This window comes from Salinivibrio sp. AR640 (assembly GCF_001995405.1).
Lineage (GTDB): Bacteria > Pseudomonadota > Gammaproteobacteria > Enterobacterales > Vibrionaceae > Salinivibrio > Salinivibrio costicola.
Genome location: NZ_MUFD01000004.1, coordinates 144,350 through 160,769 on the forward strand (window position 1 = coordinate 144,350; position 16,420 = coordinate 160,769).

Consider the following 16,420-nt stretch of genomic DNA (forward strand, 5'->3'; position numbering starts at 1 on the left):
CGCCTCAACAGAAGGAAAATGTGTATGCAAATCAACCTGACTGGACAGTCTGTCGACATCACGCCACCATTGCGCGAGTATGTGGAAACCAAATTTGCTAAACTCGAGCGCTTTTTCGAGCACATTAACAATGTCCATGTTGTACTGAATGTTCAAAAGCTTGACCAAATCGCAGAGGCAACGCTCCATGTAAATAACGGCGAGCTCCATGCGAAAGCACAGTCGCAAGACATGTATGCGGCCATTGACGGGTTGACCGATAAACTGGTTAAACAACTGAGTAAACACAAAGAAAAGCTCAAACAGCATTAGGCTATGGAACTTAAAGATGTACTTTCAGTGGACTGCACGCGTAGTGCTGTCCACTGCTCCAGCAAAAAACGCGCCCTGGAAATTATTAGTCAGGTTGCTGCGAATAAACTGGGCACTAACGCGCAAAAATTGTTTGAATGCATGCTAAGCCGTGAAAAACTCGGCACCACAGGCATTGGCGCGGGGATTGCTATCCCACATGGGCGAACACTTGAGAGCCAACAGGCTATCGGGGTGTTGTTGCAATGTGCGGAACCTATCGAGTTTGATGCAGTCGATAAACGTCCGGTGGATTTGCTATTCGCGTTACTGGTACCCGATGAGCAATGTAAGGTGCACTTACAAACCCTTTCGAGTATTGCGGAGAAGCTGAACAATAAACAGCTATGTCGTCAACTTCGCAGTGCTGACTCAGACCAAGAGCTCTACAACATTATTACGCAATAAGCCATCAGGCTAACGGGGAACATTATGATGCTAAAAATTGTCAGTGGCCGCTCTGGCTCAGGCAAGTCAGTGGCGCTAAGGGTACTCGAGGATCTTGGCTACTATTGCGTCGACAATTTACCCGTTAACTTACTGCGTGACTTTGTCGTGTCACAAGATGACGCCGACGCCAAAATCGCGGTGAGTTTAGATATTCGTAACCTTCCGAATGCGAAAGAGCCGATCGCGGATACCTTAGAGGCATTACGACAAGTCTGCGATGTGACACTTTATTATTTGGATGCGGATGACAAGGATCTGATCAAACGATTCAGTGAAACACGGCGTTTGCATCCGTTATCGCGACATAATTTGTCACTTGAGCAAGCGATCCAAGCCGAAAAGCAACAGATGGCACCGATAAAAGCTCATGCCGATCGCGTTATCAACACATCCGGGCTCTCTATCCACGATTTGAGTGAATCTGTGCGTGCCTTGGTGCTTGGCCGCACCAGCAGCGATCTTGTCATGGTATTTGAATCGTTCGGCTTCAAGCATGGCTTGCCCGCCGATGCCGATTATGTGTTTGATGTTCGCTTTTTACCCAACCCGCATTGGGAGCCCACGTTACGACCCCATACTGGCTTAGAAAAACCCGTCCGCATGTTTCTTGCCGCTCAGCCAGATGTCGCAATGGTGATCGCGCAAATTAAGGGCTTTTTAGAGTCTTGGCTCCCGGCGCTTAAAAATAACAACCGCAGTTATGTGACCGTAGCAATCGGCTGTACCGGTGGTAAACATCGCTCTGTCTATGTTGCCCAGTACTTATCTGATTATTTTCATGAGTTAGGCGAACAGGTGCAAATCCGTCATCGCACGTTGGAGCAACAAGGATGACCGCCTTGTCAGCACAGGTCTGTGTCCGTAATCGCCTTGGCCTCCATGCCCGCGCCGCGATAAAGCTGGTTGAGTTAGTGCAAGACTATGATGCGCAAGTCACCCTACAAACCGACACTAAGTCCGCTAATGCAGACAGTGTGATGGCGATGCTGATGCTCGAATCAGCACAAGGCGAAACGATCACAGTGTCGGCCGATGGCCCTCAGTCAGCGTTAGCCCTAGATGCAGTCAAAGCGTTATTTGATGCGGGATTTGACGAAGACACGGTCACCTCTCACGCCACGACGTAAGCCTGTGCGTTCATTGCCCACAATTCCCGCCTTCAACCGATTTGTCATGAGACAGACACCCCTGATTGGGTTAGAATTTTAGTCATTGCATTTGGGGGAGTGACCGATGGCAGAGTCAACAGAACAAGAACAAAGTAACCAAACCCACCAACGTCTCCAAGAAGTCACTCAACTCCTTGAGCAAGGGATGTTCGTACGCGTACGTCGCATGCTTGAGGACATGGAGCCGGAAGATACCGCCCACCTGCTAGAAGCATCGCCGCCAAAAGGGCGTCTTGTTCTGTGGCAATTAACCGATCCAGAGGATCAGGGGGAAATCCTTGATGAGCTCTCGGAGGACGTTAAAGACGGTATCATGGTGCGGATGGCGCCCGATCAGCTTGCGGCAGCCACTGAGGGCATGGAGACCGATGATGTCGCCTACTTGCTGCGTAGCTTGCCTCAGGACGTTTCTCAAGATGTGCTAGCGCAAATGGATGCCCAAGATAGGACGCGGGTGCAACAAGCCCTTTCCTATCCTGAGGAGTCTGCAGGCGGGATCATGAACACCGACGTCGTCACTATTCGTGATGATGTCACCGTGGACGTGGTCTTACGCTATTTGCGCATGCGCGGTGAGTTACCCGATACCACCGATACCTTGTACGTGATTGATCCCAATGGCCGATTAATCGGTAATTTGCCTATCAGTGCCCTCTTGGTGAATCAGCCGGATGTCGCCATTGCTGACATCATGGAGGATCCTGATGAAGCGATCAGCGTCACCATGGATGATGGCGATGTCGCCCATTTGTTTGAGCGTCGTAACTGGGTTTCCGCCCCTGTTGTCGACGAGCGTAATCACCTCGTCGGTCGGATTACCATTGATGATGTCGTCGATATTATTCGTGAAGATGCCGAGCATTCGATGATGAGTATGGCAGGCTTGGATGACGAGGAAGACACCTTTGCACCGGCTTTTAAAAGTGCACGTCGTCGTAGCATTTGGCTTGGGATCAATGTGCTCGCCGCCCTAACCGCGGCGTCCGTCTCTAATATGTTTGAAGGCACCCTGGATAAAATGGCGGCAATCGCCGTTTTAATGACCATCGTCCCTTCTATGGGTGGTGTAGCGGGTAACCAAACGGTCGCACTGGTGATCCGAGGGCTTGCCGTCGGCCATATCGGTGATTCCAACACCCGCTGGTTACTGGCCAAAGAAGCCACCGTGGGGTTGATGAACGGGCTGATTTGGTCCGCTATTATTGGTGGCATTGTGGTGGTTTGGAAAGGCAGTATTGAGTTAGGGGTAATTATTTCCGGTGCAATGCTGGTCAACCTATTTATCGCGGGCATTGCTGGGGTCGCAATACCGACATTGCTGAAAAAATACAATATCGATCCGGCGTTAGCGGGCGGCATGGCGCTCACCACCATCACCGATGTGGTCGGCTTGCTTGCCTTTTTAGGCTTGGCGACGCTGTTTATTACTTAACGCAGATAAGGTTAATCGGCCACGATGTGTGGGGTTGGTCCACGAGAAAAATCACGACAATAAACCCAAAAAAAGGCGAGCCACTGGCTCGCCTTTTTGTTATTACACTAAACCGCTGCTGTGCTAAACAGCTGTTACGCTTAACCGCTTTCCGCTAAACAGATATCACTTTATTCGTCCAAGAAGCTGCGCAGTGTTTCTGAGCGGCTTGGATGACGAAGTTTACGTAGCGCTTTCGCTTCAATCTGACGAATACGCTCACGAGTCACATCAAACTGTTTACCCACTTCTTCCAGCGTATGGTCAGTATTCATTTCAATACCAAAGCGCATACGCAGTACTTTCGCTTCGCGTGGCGTAAGACCGGCTAAGACATCATTGGTTGCCATCTTAAGGTTGTTCGACGTCGCCGAATCCATAGGCAGTTCCAACGTGGTGTCTTCGATAAAATCACCTAAGTGTGAATCTTCATCATCACCAATCGGTGTTTCCATCGAGATCGGCTCTTTGGCAATTTTCAGCACTTTGCGGATTTTATCTTCTGGCATCAGCATCCGCTCTGCCAATTCTTCCGGTAACGGCTCGCGGCCCATTTCCTGCAGCATTTGGCGCGAAATACGGTTGAGCTTGTTGATGGTCTCAATCATATGCACCGGAATACGAATGGTCCGTGCTTGGTCTGCAATCGAGCGTGTGATCGCCTGACGAATCCACCAAGTAGCATAGGTTGAGAATTTATAACCACGGCGGTATTCGAACTTATCCACCGCTTTCATCAAGCCAATGTTACCTTCTTGAATCAGATCCAAGAATTGTAAGCCACGGTTGGTGTATTTTTTCGCAATCGAAATCACCAAACGCAAGTTCGCCTCAACCATTTCTTTCTTGGCACGGCGTGCTTTCGCTTCACCAATGGACATGCGACGGCTAATATCTTTGATACGCTCAACCGACAGGCCGGTTTCGTCTTCGATAATTTTTAGCTTCTGCACACAACGGCGTAGGTCTTCTTCGTAACGTGCGACACGCTCTGCGTAAGGCTTGCCTGAATTAAGTGCTTGGTCAATCCATGCATCTGACGACTCGTTACCGCCAAACAGTTGCACAAAGGTTTTCTTCGGCATTTTCGCCTGATCGACACAAAGACGCATCACCAAACGCTCTTGGGTGCGAACCTTGTCCATGGTCTGGCGCATGTCTTTTACCAAACGATCAAACTGTTTGGGGATCAGACGGAACTGTTTAAATGTCTCAGACAATTCTTCGATCGATGATTTAGTGCGATCGTCATAACGCCCGTACTTCTGAATCGCGGTTTCCATTGCCGAATAAGTACGACGCAATTCGCTGAACTTTTCACGTGCGAGCTCAGGATCGATACCGACATCTTCCTCACTCTCATCGTCTTCGTCGCTATCGTCTTTGTCGTCGTCTTCATCTTCGTCATCCAGCTCTTTTTCACTGAGCTCGGAGCCGATATGGGTCGCGGTCGGGGCGACATTGTCCTGTTCGGGATCGATAAATCCCGAAATGATGTCGGTTAAGCGAAGCTCTTCGGCTTCAACTTTGTCGAATTGATCAAGCAGTGAAGCAATCGAGGCCGGATATTCCGCCACCGAACACTGCACCTGATTGATGCCATCTTCGATACGCTTGGCAATATCGATCTCGCCCTCACGGGTCAACAGCTCGACCGTCCCCATTTCACGCATGTACATGCGAACGGGATCCGTGGTGCGACCAATCTCGCTCTCCACACTCGATAGAGCTGCCGCCGCGGCTTCTGCTGCATCTTCGTCGGCCACGGTTTCTGACATCATTAACTCATCGGCATCTGGCGCGGCTTCCACCACTTGAATGCCCATGTCATTAATCATCTGAATGATGTCTTCTATTTGGTCGGAATCGACAATGTCTTCCGGGAGGTGGTCATTAACTTCGGCATAGGTCAGATAGCCTTGCTCCTTGCCTTTTGCGACAAGCAACTTTAGCTGTGACTGCGGATTTTGATCCATAGACGATATCCAACTTCGGGTCTGAGTGAAGAATTTAGTATGCGGAAACGCAAACCGCCAATTTTAACAAATGTCACCTTTGCTGGCTACTTTCTAAACGGACTGGCTCTGTATAAGGAGCATCAGTTCCCGCTTCTCTTCGACTGATAAGCCGACGGTATTTGACTTCGCTTGCAACTTGGCTATTTGTTGTTCGACACACTGGGCGAGTATTCTATCCAGTGAATCGCAAAAAAGTTCTGACGCATTTTCATCGTCAACATGTAGGTCCCAGCCAGCCAAACGGGCTAACAAGGCTTCTTGTTTGGTTCCCCGCCAGTGCTCTAGCAACTGACCGGTAGTGATATGGGGGCGCTGTCGACAGATCTCAAGGATCGGGTTTAACAACGCTAACCCGGGTAAATCAATGGTGTCTGCCGAGGGTAACGGCGGCACTTCTTGACCAAGCATGGGGTACTGCACCAATAAGGCAATCACCTCACGCATGGGTGTACGCTTAATGTCAGGCTGACCATGGACCTTAACAGGTTGTCCTTGCCGGCTGATTAGCGTATCCAACTGGTGATCATCCATAATACCGAGCTTTTGCCCTAACGTATTACGTAAATAAAGACGTAACGTATCACCCGGCACTTTCTCAATCAGTGGCACGGCTAAGTTAGCTAGCTTGGCTTTGCCCTCTCGGCTACTGGTATCCACCTGCTTGAGCAAGGTATTAAACATAAAGGTCGATAAGCTTTGCGCCTCGCTTAAGCGCTGCTCAAAACCTTCTTTCCCTTCTTGGCGGATCATGGAGTCAGGATCATCGCCATCGGGCAAAAACATAAACTTCAGCTGCCGACCATCATGAATATAAGGCAGGGCTTGCTCCATCGCACGCCATGCCGCATCACGACCGGCACGATCACCATCGTAGCAACACAGTATAGTACTGGTTTGCCGGAACAGGGTTTGAATATGTTCACCTGTGGTAGAGGTCCCCAATGAGGCAACCGCATAGTCAACGCCAAATTGCGCCAACGCCACCACATCCATGTAGCCTTCAACCACCAAAATACGTTCGGGGTGGCGGTAAGACTGCATCACCTCATACAAACCATACAACTCACGACCTTTATGAAAGATCGGGGTTTCAGGTGAGTTAAGGTATTTAGGCGTGCCATCTCCCAACACCCGGCCACCAAAACCAATCACACGACCACGTCGATCGCGAATCGGGAACATAATGCGGCCACGAAAACGGTCATAAGTATGGCCATTGTCATTTTCAATCAGCATCCCTGCCGTTAACAGTTGCTGCTGATCGGCTTGGCTGCGCCCAAAACGTCGCTTAATCGTATCCCATTGGTCAGGAACGAACCCGACACCAAACTGTTTTACCACTTCTCCGGATAATCCGCGCTGTTTGAGATAATCGATGGCCGCTTGCCCAGCATCGGTGCGTAATTCACCGCTGTAGGTACGCGCAATGGCTTCCATCATCTCGTAGATTTGGCGCTTATCATCACTTGGCATGCTGGGCCGTGCGGAACTACCCGACGACTGCTCGCGAGGTACCTCTAAACCCAGACCACTGGCTAGCTCTTCGATCGCTTCCGGAAATTCGAGCCGTTCGAATTCCATCATAAAGTCAATAGCATTGCCGTGCACACCACATCCGAAGCAGTGATAAAACTGCTTATCCTGGCTCACACTGAATGAGGGGGTTTTCTCGTTATGGAACGGGCAACAGGCACTATAGTTTTTGCCTTTTTTCTTGAGCTTGACCCGTGCATCTATGATCTCAACGATGTCGAGACGTGAAAGCAAGTCATCAATGAATGCGCGCGGGATTCTGCCTGCCATAACCTGAAATTTATAAGGAGAGAAGCAAACAAGCCGCGCCGTCCATAATGGAAAGCACGGCTTGTTATAAAGTGAGGAACATCTAGCCTAGGTGTGCTTTGACACGCTGGCTTACTTTCCCCATATCAGCACGGCCCTGTACTTGGGGTTTTAATACCCCCATGACGTTGCCCATGTCTTGCATTGACGAGGCACCCGTTGTTTCAACGGCTGCTTTCACCAATGCGTCGACGTCGTCATCGCTCAGAGGCTGGGGTAGAAATTCTTCTATCACCGCGATCTCAGCAAGCTCTACATCGGCAAGGTCGTCACGACCGGCTGCTTGGTACTGGGCTACGGAATCACGGCGCTGCTTTACATTTTTGGTCAACACAGCCAGGATTTCATCATCGCTTAGCGACTGACGCGTATCCACTTCTTGCTGCTTAATTGCTGCCATTACCAGACGAAGCGTACCGAGGCGCGCTTTGTCTTTTTGTTTCATCGCCGTTTTTTGCGCGTCTTTTAGACGTTCAAGCAATTCCATAGCATTTTCCTGAATCTATCGTTATTAGTACATACGTACGCGGCGTTGGTTTTCGCGTGCCAACTTTTTCAGGTGACGCTTTTGAGCAGCGGCTTTAGCGCGTTTGCGAACGGTAGTTGGCTTTTCATAGTTCTCACGACGGCGAACTTCAGAAAGAATACCTGCTTTTTCACAAGAGCGCTTAAAGCGACGCAGTGCTACGTCAAATGGTTCGTTTTCACGTACTTTAACTACTGGCATGTGCCTTTCACCTCGGGGGTTGTCAGTTACTGCTGGCGAACAATTGGCCAGCCTTGATTAAAAATGGTGCGAAATTCTAATCCGAAGAAGGGGTGAATGTAAAGCGCATCTAGCGAATTACTTCTAAGCCATGTAAGATTGCGCGCACGGTCAGTCTATTCTGACCCTCTCTTCTCCGCTTCGGTCATCACATTATATCATGTGGGCAATGATCTTAAATACACAATCTATCGGCTGTTAACCTGAGGTTATGATGCGCATTTTAGGCATAGAGACATCTTGTGACGAAACCGGCGTTGCGATCTACGACGATCAGGCAGGGCTTTTGTCACACCAACTTTACAGTCAGGTAAAACTGCATGCCGATTATGGCGGCGTTGTTCCCGAGCTGGCCTCACGCGATCATGTCAAAAAGACCTTGCCCTTAATTAAAGCGGCCATGGCGCAAGCGAACCTTACGCCCGACCAACTCGATGGCATCGCCTATACTGCCGGCCCAGGTTTAGTGGGTGCGTTACTGGTAGGATCCACCATTGGCCGTAGTCTTGCGTATGCATGGCAAGTGCCCGCGGTGGGTGTCCACCATATGGAAGGTCATCTACTCGCGCCCATGCTTGAAGACAATCCGCCCGCTTTTCCTTTTGTCGCCTTGCTGGTGTCAGGCGGCCACACCTTATTGGTAGAGGTGAAAGGCATTGGCCAATACCGTATTTTAGGTGAATCGATTGATGATGCTGCCGGTGAGGCGTTTGATAAAACCGCCAAGCTAATGGGCCTTGACTATCCGGGAGGGCCCTTGCTGTCGAAACTCGCCGAAAAAGGCACCCATGGCCGCTTTACCTTTCCGCGTCCGATGACTGACCGCCCAGGGTTAGATTTCAGCTTTTCCGGCCTCAAGACCTTTGCGGCCAACACCATTGCGGCCAACGACACCGATGATCAAACACGGGCAGACATTGCCTATGCATTCCAAGATGCAGTCGTCGATACGCTGGCAATTAAGTGTAAACGCGCCTTAGACCAATGTGGCTTGAATCGTTTGGTGGTTGCCGGTGGAGTCAGTGCTAATCGTTATCTACGTGAAAAACTCGATGTGCTGACCAAAAAACGTGGCGGCGATGTATTCTATCCTCGCCCTGAATTTTGCACCGATAATGGCGCGATGATCGCCTACGCGGGCATGCAGCGACTTAAAAACGGTGAGCATATGGGGCTCGGAGTTAAAGCTCAGCCTCGTTGGCCACTAGACACACTCGCGGCTGTTGATAGTGAACAGACAGACTCATGACATGACGCGATAACCCGTGGCGTATCAATACGTCGCACCCTAATACGTCGCACCATCGCGAAAATAGTGCAATCATCCCCAAAAGGCAGCCATCGGCTGTCTTTTTTGATTTAGGCACGGTGGTACCTCGCTCAGTGTCTCACGCTCTATCGCTCTCGCCGCCACCAACGAAGTAAAACAGGCTTTTCTTCTCCATCCAATAACCGTCGGATATTGTCGTAATGGCGAAATAAAATCAGGCAAGAAAGCATGGCCACCGGCATGGTAAATTGCGGCTTAATCCACCAGGTAAACAGCGGGGCGACAATCGCAGTGACGATCGCGCTTAATGACGAATAGCCGGTTAAGACCAAGACTAGCCCCCAGGTGGCGACCAGCAATCCAGTGAGACTTAACCCGATCGGTGCCATTGCGCCGAGCGCGGTAGCCACCCCTTTCCCGCCTCGAAAATGAAAAAACACCGGATAAATATGACCAAGGCATGCAGCAATCGCGATTAGCCCCAGTAAAAAAGGATTGATCCCGATTAAGTAACTAAGCCACACCGGGATCGTGCCTTTGAGCATGTCGCATAACAGCACCAGTACCGCCGCAAACCGTCCACCGAGCCGATAGACATTGGTCGCGCCTGGATTTTTAGACCCCTGATCTCTGGGATCGGGTAAGCCAAAGGCACGACAAACCAAGACGGCACTAGAAACAGAGCCGAGTAAGTAGGCAGCGATGATGATGGCAATGGCCAGTGCAGTCATGTGAAATCCCTAGAGTTTGTGCCGCATTCGTTGCTATAGTGCGCCCACGTTCATCGATAAACCTATCATGGATCGGAACGTATCACGTATCCATCTGTCAATGGACACATCCAATGATACGAACTTTCTTACCACAGTGGTATCCGACCTGTCACGGAGTGTGAAAAAACATGGATTCCGTATTCATAGAACAACTCGACGTGTACACCACTATCGGTGTTTACGATTGGGAACAAACCATCCAGCAAAAGTTGGTGTTCGATATTGAAATGGCGCACGACAATCGCCCTGCGGCCCAACAGGATGACGTCACCCTTGCGCTTGATTATGCTAGCGTCAGTGACGCCGTTATTGCCCACGTTCAAGCCAGCCGCTGCGCGCTCATCGAGCGCGTCGCCGAAGAGGTTGCGAGCCTGATCCAATCTCAATTTGGCGTGCCTTGGGTGAAAATCCGCGTCGCCAAACCCGGCGCTGTGGCGCCCGCACAGTCTGTAGGCGTTGTTATAGAGCGAGGCACACGGTGACACAAGCATTAGTCAGTATCGGCTCGAACATTGAGCGCGATTTTCATATTGAAGCGGCCGTTCACGCTCTGCGTCAGCTCGATCCACAGTGTCGGTTTTCTCGCATTTTTGAAGCCGAGCCGGTCGGGTTTGAAGGCCCTAACTTTTATAATCTCATTGCCGAACTTCATACCGCCCAGCCATTAGAGACCTTTTGGCAGGCCATCCGCGATATCGAACGGCAGCATGGCCGTCAGCGTGATGACATTAAGTATCGCGATCGTACCTTGGATATCGACTTACTCATCTTTGGTGATCACTGTCAACCCAGTGGCCCTACCTTACCCCGCAACGATATCTATAAATTTGCTTTTACCCTTTGGCCGCTCGCCGAACTGTGTCCAACACAAGCGGTGCCGGGAGATGGTCGTACCTTCGCTCAACTTTGGCAGGCATTTGACCAGCACCAACCACTATGGCCTATTGATACGCCGGCCTATTTGAAGGATCAATCATCATCATGAGCCTATTCGAAGCCTTCTTTTTAGCCTTGATTCAGGGACTGACTGAGTTTCTTCCCATTTCCAGCTCCGCGCACCTGATCCTCCCTTCCCAGTTATTTGGTTGGGCCGATCAAGGGTTAGCGTTTGATGTGGCCGTGCATGTGGGCACGTTGGCGGCAGTCATCGGCTATTTTCGCCGTGAAGTCCGGAATTTGCTCGGCGCGTTTTTCGCATCCTTAGCAGGAAAACACAGCCGCGATAGTCAATTAGCTTGGATGATCGTCTTAGCGACTATCCCAGCTTGTCTTGCCGGGCTGTTCCTAAAAGACTTGATAGAGTTGTACTTACGCTCGGTATGGGTGATCGCAGCCACTACCTTGATATTTGGCGCCCTATTGTGGTGGGCCGATCGTCACGCGCGGCTTGCCAATGACGAATACCAAACCACCCAGTCGCGGGCATGGTTGATTGGTATCGCACAAGCGCTGGCATTAATCCCAGGGACCTCTCGCTCTGGCGCGACCATCACCGCCGCCTTAATGCTGGGCTACACACGCGAAGCCGCGGCACGATTCTCGTTTTTGATGTCGATTCCGATCATCACTCTGGCGGGTTCCTACCTTGGTTTGCAACTGGCAACGAGTCCTGAGCCGGTTGCGTTAGCGCCAATCGGTGTGGGCGTGTTGGTTTCGTTTGTCAGTGCATATGCCTGTATCCACGCGTTTTTGAAATTGGTCACGCGCGTGGGAATGCTTCCTTTTGTTATCTATCGTCTGGTACTCGGCGCGGTCTTAATCGCTTTTATCGCCGGATAAAACAGGCACCGCTGAGTAAAATAGGCGGCACTGCTGAGTAAAAAAAACCAAGCACGAGAGCGCTCGTGCTTGGTTTATTTTTTTGCCTCGGCTTTTTTACCTCGTCCTAATTGCAGCGCTACGTCCTGATTGCAGAGGGTCGTGGTCGAGTGGCTAAAACACCTTACTCGCCAGCCACCTTCATTGAATCAATAATGATCGACCCGGTTTGAATCTGACTACGGGTTTCAATGTCAGTGCCGATGGCGACGATATTGGCAAACATGTCATTCAAGTTACCAGCAATGGTGATCCCACTGACTGGGTACTGTATTTCGCCCTTTTCCACCCAAAAACCAGCGGCACCGCGTGAGTAATCGCCGGTGACTGGGTTAACACCTTGCCCCATCAGTTCGGTAACCAGCAATCCGGTTCCTAATGTTTTAAGCATGGTATCCGTATCTTGGCCCGTGTGGCTCACGTACCAGTTATGAATCCCGCCGGCATGACCTGTGGGTGCCATATCTAGCTTACGGGCGGCATAACTGGTCGCTAGGTAGGTTTTCAAGATCCCTTGCTCAATAATGCGTCTGTCTTGTGTGATCACCCCTTCGCTATCAAACGGCGCACTGGCGGCCCCTTTACGCACATGGGGCAATTCATTAATAGTGAGCCAATGCGGAAATATCTGCTCGTCCTTTTTGTCTAATAAGAACGAGGATTTGCGGTACAGTGCCGATCCGCTAATCGCCATGACCAAATGACCAAACAACCCCGTTGCGACACTACGATCGAACATCACGGGCACTTGGCATGTCGAAACACTGCGCGGGTTCAAACGGGCAACCGCATGTTTGGCCGCTTCAACCCCGACAAATGCAGGGGTCCATAAATCGGCTTTGTCACGCGCCACTGTGTAGCTCATGTCACGCTCCATGCCGCCCTCGCTTTGCGCAATCACCGAGCAGCTTAGCGCCTGTTGACTTGACGGATAGCTCCCGAGCATACCGTGGCTATTGCCATATACTCGGATCCCATAGTGACTGTCATAGCTGGCACCATCACTGAACTTGATCCGGCTGTCATGATTCAGGGCTGCTTGCTCAGCTTCAATCGCCAATGCCGCGGCGGTATCCGGTTCGGGCTCATCCGGATAAAACAAGTCCAAATCCGGGTAGTCGAACGCCATCAAGTCTTTCGGCGCCGGACCACCAAAGGGATCGGGCGAGGTATAGCTCGCGATTTCTAACGCGGCTTCGACCGTTTTAGCTATCGCTTTTTCAGATAAATCGGTGGTGGAGGCGCTGCCTTTACGCTGATCGCGATACACGGTGATGCCGAGCGCACCATCTTGATTAAATTCAACGTTTTCGACTTCGCCCATTCGCGAGCTTACACTGATGCCGGTACTTTTGGTGATAGCGACTTCGGCTTGATCACTTCGCGCCGACGCCATATCTAGCGCACGACTTACCGCTTGGCGAAGCTGCTGCTCTTGTTCAGCGACCTGTTGTTTCACACTCATAGTTGACCTTTTTGATTCGCATTCGAGTTCGACATCGTGAGCTCAGCGAGGCTATGATAAAAAAGCCCGCGTTTGGGCGCGTTTCTTGTTAACATACGTGTCATTGCACATTCTCACTGAGGTTGAACATGGGCCGTAAAAATAAACCCGCTCCCTGGGAGGAAGAGGAAGAAATCATCTGGGTTAGCAAGTCCGAGATGAAGCGCGATATGCTTGCTTTACAATCGCTCGGCGAAGCGCTGGTTAAACTCAAACCCGCGGTATTAGAAAAATTCCCGCTTGATAACAACTTGCTCTCTGCGATTCTCGACGCACAACGTTTAAAAAACGAAGCCCGTCGACGCCAGCTCCAGTACGTGGGCAAATTGATGCGATCGCGCGATCCTGAACCGATACAAGCGGCGCTCGATAAGTTGCAGAACAAACATGCTCAACATAGCATGGCGCTACAAAAAATTGAGCAGCTACGCGATCGTATTATCGATCAGGGCGATAGTGCGATTAGTGATGCGCTCTTACAGTATCCTGATGCTGACCGTCAGCGTTTACGCCAGTTGGCACGTCAGGCTCAAAAAGAGCAACAGCAAAATAAGCCGCCCAAGGCCTATCGCGAGATCTTCCAATATCTCAAAGGCTTTTACGACCAAAGCCTATAAAACAATACGCCAGTGCCTCGCACTGGCGTAGATTGGTTAAGATTCGGTGCCACCGACGGTCATCGCATCTAATTTCAATGTCGGTTGCCCAACACCAACAGGCACGCTTTGCCCGGCTTTCCCGCAAACCCCAACGCCAGGATCAATCGCCAGATCATTGCCCACCATCGATACCTGCTGCATGGCTTCAACACCACTGCCAATTAAGGTCGCGCCTTTCACCGGAGTAGTGATTTCACCCTTTTCAATCAGATAAGCTTCTGACGTGGAGAATACAAATTTCCCCGAGGTGATATCGACCTGCCCGCCGCCAAAGTTCGGCGCATATAAGCCTCGCTCAACACTGGCAATGATCGATTCAGGGGTACTGTCTCCACCTAACATATAGGTATTGGTCATGCGTGGCATCGGCAAGTGTGCATAAGACTCGCGACGACCATTCCCGGTGGGCGCCACACCCATGAGTTTGGCATTATGCTTATCTTGCATATAGCCTTTGAGTACGCCATTTTCGACCAATACATTGTACTGGCCTGGCACCCCTTCATCATCGATGCTCAACGAGCCGCGACGATCATTCATGGTGCCGTCATCAACGATGGTACACAGAGGAGAGGTTACTTGCTCACCAAGGCTACCGGTAAATACCGATGACTCTTTGCGGTTAAAGTCCCCTTCTAACCCGTGACCGACCGCTTCATGCAGCAACACGCCCGGCCAACCTGCGCCCAACACCACGGGCATCGTCCCTGCTGGTGCCGCGTCTGCACGAAGGTTGACCAGCGCGAGACGGATAGCTTCATCAGCAAATTGCAACGCGCGCGACTTACCTGCCTGCTCGTGCAAAAAGACCTCGTAACCATAACGGCCACCGCCACCGGCACTGCCGCGCTCACGACGACCATCTTGCTCAACTAACACTGAGACCGATAAGCGCACCAAAGGACGAATGTCGGCGCCATAGGTACCGTCCGTCGCTGCAATCAGCACTTGCTCATACAAGCCGTTTAAACTGGCATTCACTTCTTTGACGCGTGGCTCTTTAGCACGAATATAGCTATCGATTTCTTTTAATAAATCAATTTTCTGCTCACGCGTCAGGCTTCCCAGCGGATCGATGGGCCCATAGTAAGGGGTCGCTTGGACGGCACGAAAGGCGCTGACCTTACCGTGTCCACCCACAGGTGCAATGCCCCGCGCCGCAGTCGCACTTTGCATCAGCGCATCAATGGTAAGTTGATCAGAATACGCGAAGCCGGTTTTTTCTCCGCTAATTGCTCTGACACCAACGCCACGGTCGATATTAAAGGAGCCGTCTTTAATAATGCTGTCTTCCAGCGCTAACGATTCATGCCAAGTGGATTGGAAGAAAATATCGCCATAGTCAATCTGGCGACCGCTTAAGTGCGCCAGCGTCGCATGAAGCTGCGACTCACTCACGCCCGCCGGGCGCAGTAAGGTTTCTTCGACCTGTTCCAGACTCATTCGCTTACTCTTGGTTGTGGCCGCCGAGCTGGCAGCCGAAAGAAAAAGATAACGCGCCGAGGGTGCGCTATTTCAGTTGGCTTTGCAACCGGGTATGAGACAGTACGGGCATCTTGCCCCGAATGGATTCACTGACACTAAAATCAAGCTCTGCCCACGTCACCCCGGGTTCACGCCCCAGGGATGTGACCACTTGCCCCCAGGGATCAATAATCATCGAGTGCCCCCAGGTTTGCCGCCCTTTACTGTGCTCGCCACACTGGCCTGCGGCAATAATCCAACACTGGGTTTCAATTGCCCGAGCGCGTAGCAGGGGCTCCCAATGCGCTTGACCGGTCACGCGGGTAAAAGCTGCCGGCACGGTGATGACATCGGCCCCTTGCGCGCGTAGCGCTTGGTACAAAGGCGCGAACCGTAGATCGTAACAAATGCTCAACCCTAGGCAACCGAAGGGCGTATTCACCGTCGACAGTTGGTCGCCCGCAGCAAAGTAATCTGATTCTCGATACCGGCCATGCGCATCAGCCACCTCGACATCAAACAAATGTAATTTATCGTAGCTGCCCCGAAGATGCCCGGCATTATCGAACACTAAACTGGTACTGCTCAGCAGCCCGTTGTCATTTTGGATGGGAAAAGCGCCCACCACTAACCAAAGGTCGTACTGGTGCGCCAACTTGGCAAGCTGTTGCTGTAACGGGCCATGGCCCAATCGTTCAGCATGACGTTGATAATCATGTTTCCCGCCAAACACTAACGCATTTTCTGGGGTCAGCACCAGTTTCACGCCTTGATCACTAAGTCGGTGCAAACTGGCTTGCAGTGTCTTCATGTTATGGGCGGGATCGGCACTGGATGTCATTTGGATAACACCGGCTTTCATCAT

18 protein-coding genes are annotated in these 16,420 nt (G+C 51.1%); 10 read left to right on the forward strand and 8 right to left on the reverse strand.

All coding sequences use genetic code 11. The features are described from left to right. Positions 1-24: 24 nt before the first annotated feature. The 5 genes from hpf to mgtE all read left to right on the forward strand — a co-directional run bounded on the left by hpf (position 25) and on the right by mgtE (position 3,402). Complete coding sequence (gene hpf / locus BZG75_RS04080) at positions 25-312, forward strand: ribosome hibernation promoting factor (protein WP_021022677.1); 288 nt, start codon at positions 25-27, stop codon at positions 310-312. A 3-nt stretch (positions 313-315) separates the two neighbouring features. Continuing rightward, entirely contained in the window at positions 316-759 is a 444-nt protein-coding gene (ptsN, locus tag BZG75_RS04085; RefSeq protein ID WP_077459900.1) for a PTS IIA-like nitrogen regulatory protein PtsN, read from the forward strand. 24 nt (positions 760-783) lie between these two features. Beyond that, a complete protein-coding gene (gene rapZ, locus BZG75_RS04090) occupies positions 784-1,635 on the forward strand; it encodes an RNase adapter RapZ (protein ID WP_077459901.1) in 852 nt (283 codons plus the stop codon). Further along, complete coding sequence (locus BZG75_RS04095; RefSeq protein WP_077459902.1) at positions 1,632-1,928, forward strand: HPr family phosphocarrier protein; 297 nt, start codon at positions 1,632-1,634, stop codon at positions 1,926-1,928. The genes rapZ and BZG75_RS04095 overlap by 4 nt, the downstream gene beginning before the upstream one ends. Positions 1,929-2,034: 106 nt before the next feature. Then, positions 2,035-3,402 carry a magnesium transporter gene (mgtE, locus tag BZG75_RS04100; protein WP_077576238.1) on the forward strand — a complete coding sequence of 456 codons (1,368 nt, stop codon included), beginning with the start codon at positions 2,035-2,037 and terminating at the stop codon, positions 3,400-3,402. Positions 3,403-3,572: 170 nt separating this feature from the next. On the opposite strand, the gene rpoD is transcribed toward mgtE, so the two are convergent. The 4 genes from rpoD to rpsU all read right to left on the reverse strand — a co-directional run bounded on the left by rpoD (position 3,573) and on the right by rpsU (position 8,028). Continuing rightward, a complete protein-coding gene (gene rpoD / locus BZG75_RS04105; RefSeq protein WP_077576240.1) occupies positions 3,573-5,417 on the reverse strand; it encodes an RNA polymerase sigma factor RpoD in 1,845 nt (614 codons plus the stop codon). A gap of 93 nt (positions 5,418-5,510) precedes the next feature. Next, positions 5,511-7,262, reverse strand: a complete 1,752-nt coding sequence (gene dnaG / locus BZG75_RS04110) for a DNA primase (protein WP_077576241.1) — start codon at positions 7,260-7,262, stop codon at positions 5,511-5,513. Positions 7,263-7,344: 82 nt separating this feature from the next. After that, positions 7,345-7,788 (reverse strand): GatB/YqeY domain-containing protein, encoded by a 444-nt coding sequence (locus tag BZG75_RS04115; RefSeq protein ID WP_021022684.1) that lies wholly within the window; start codon positions 7,786-7,788, stop codon positions 7,345-7,347. A gap of 24 nt (positions 7,789-7,812) precedes the next feature. Further along, positions 7,813-8,028, reverse strand: coding sequence for a 30S ribosomal protein S21 (rpsU, locus tag BZG75_RS04120; RefSeq protein ID WP_021022685.1), 216 nt, complete (start codon positions 8,026-8,028; stop codon positions 7,813-7,815). Positions 8,029-8,281: 253 nt separating this feature from the next. Between rpsU and tsaD the strand changes: the two genes are divergently transcribed. Next, on the forward strand, positions 8,282-9,316 hold the full coding sequence (gene tsaD / locus BZG75_RS04125) for a tRNA (adenosine(37)-N6)-threonylcarbamoyltransferase complex transferase subunit TsaD (protein ID WP_077576242.1): 1,035 nt from the start codon (positions 8,282-8,284) through the stop codon (positions 9,314-9,316). A 146-nt stretch (positions 9,317-9,462) separates the two neighbouring features. On the opposite strand, the gene plsY is transcribed toward tsaD, so the two are convergent. Beyond that, positions 9,463-10,068: a glycerol-3-phosphate 1-O-acyltransferase PlsY gene (gene plsY, locus BZG75_RS04130; protein ID WP_077576244.1), complete on the reverse strand. Its 606-nt coding sequence runs from the start codon at positions 10,066-10,068 to the stop codon at positions 9,463-9,465. Positions 10,069-10,238: 170 nt separating this feature from the next. On the opposite strand from plsY, the gene folB reads away from it, so the two are divergent. The 3 genes from folB to BZG75_RS04145 are packed head-to-tail and all read left to right on the forward strand — an operon-like array spanning position 10,239 to position 11,889. Beyond that, complete coding sequence (gene folB, locus BZG75_RS04135; RefSeq protein WP_021022688.1) at positions 10,239-10,592, forward strand: dihydroneopterin aldolase; 354 nt, start codon at positions 10,239-10,241, stop codon at positions 10,590-10,592. Continuing rightward, a complete protein-coding gene (folK, locus tag BZG75_RS04140; protein WP_021022689.1) occupies positions 10,589-11,095 on the forward strand; it encodes a 2-amino-4-hydroxy-6-hydroxymethyldihydropteridine diphosphokinase in 507 nt (168 codons plus the stop codon). Before folB ends, folK begins: the two co-directional genes overlap by 4 nt. Further along, the gene (locus tag BZG75_RS04145; RefSeq protein WP_077576245.1) at positions 11,092-11,889 is read left to right on the forward strand and encodes an undecaprenyl-diphosphate phosphatase; all 798 of its coding nucleotides are present in this window, start codon (positions 11,092-11,094) and stop codon (positions 11,887-11,889) included. The genes folK and BZG75_RS04145 overlap by 4 nt, the downstream gene beginning before the upstream one ends. Before the next feature lie 163 nt (positions 11,890-12,052). Here the strand turns inward: BZG75_RS04145 and pmbA are convergent, their stop codons facing one another. Continuing rightward, complete coding sequence (gene pmbA, locus BZG75_RS04150) at positions 12,053-13,393, reverse strand: metalloprotease PmbA (RefSeq protein ID WP_077576246.1); 1,341 nt, start codon at positions 13,391-13,393, stop codon at positions 12,053-12,055. A gap of 128 nt (positions 13,394-13,521) precedes the next feature. On the opposite strand from pmbA, the gene yjgA reads away from it, so the two are divergent. Beyond that, entirely contained in the window at positions 13,522-14,049 is a 528-nt protein-coding gene (yjgA, locus tag BZG75_RS04155; RefSeq protein WP_077576248.1) for a ribosome biogenesis factor YjgA, read from the forward strand. A gap of 36 nt (positions 14,050-14,085) precedes the next feature. On the opposite strand, the gene tldD is transcribed toward yjgA, so the two are convergent. Then, a complete protein-coding gene (gene tldD / locus BZG75_RS04160; protein WP_021022693.1) occupies positions 14,086-15,534 on the reverse strand; it encodes a metalloprotease TldD in 1,449 nt (482 codons plus the stop codon). A gap of 67 nt (positions 15,535-15,601) precedes the next feature. Beyond that, complete coding sequence (locus BZG75_RS04165; RefSeq protein WP_077576249.1) at positions 15,602-16,420, reverse strand: carbon-nitrogen hydrolase family protein; 819 nt, start codon at positions 16,418-16,420, stop codon at positions 15,602-15,604.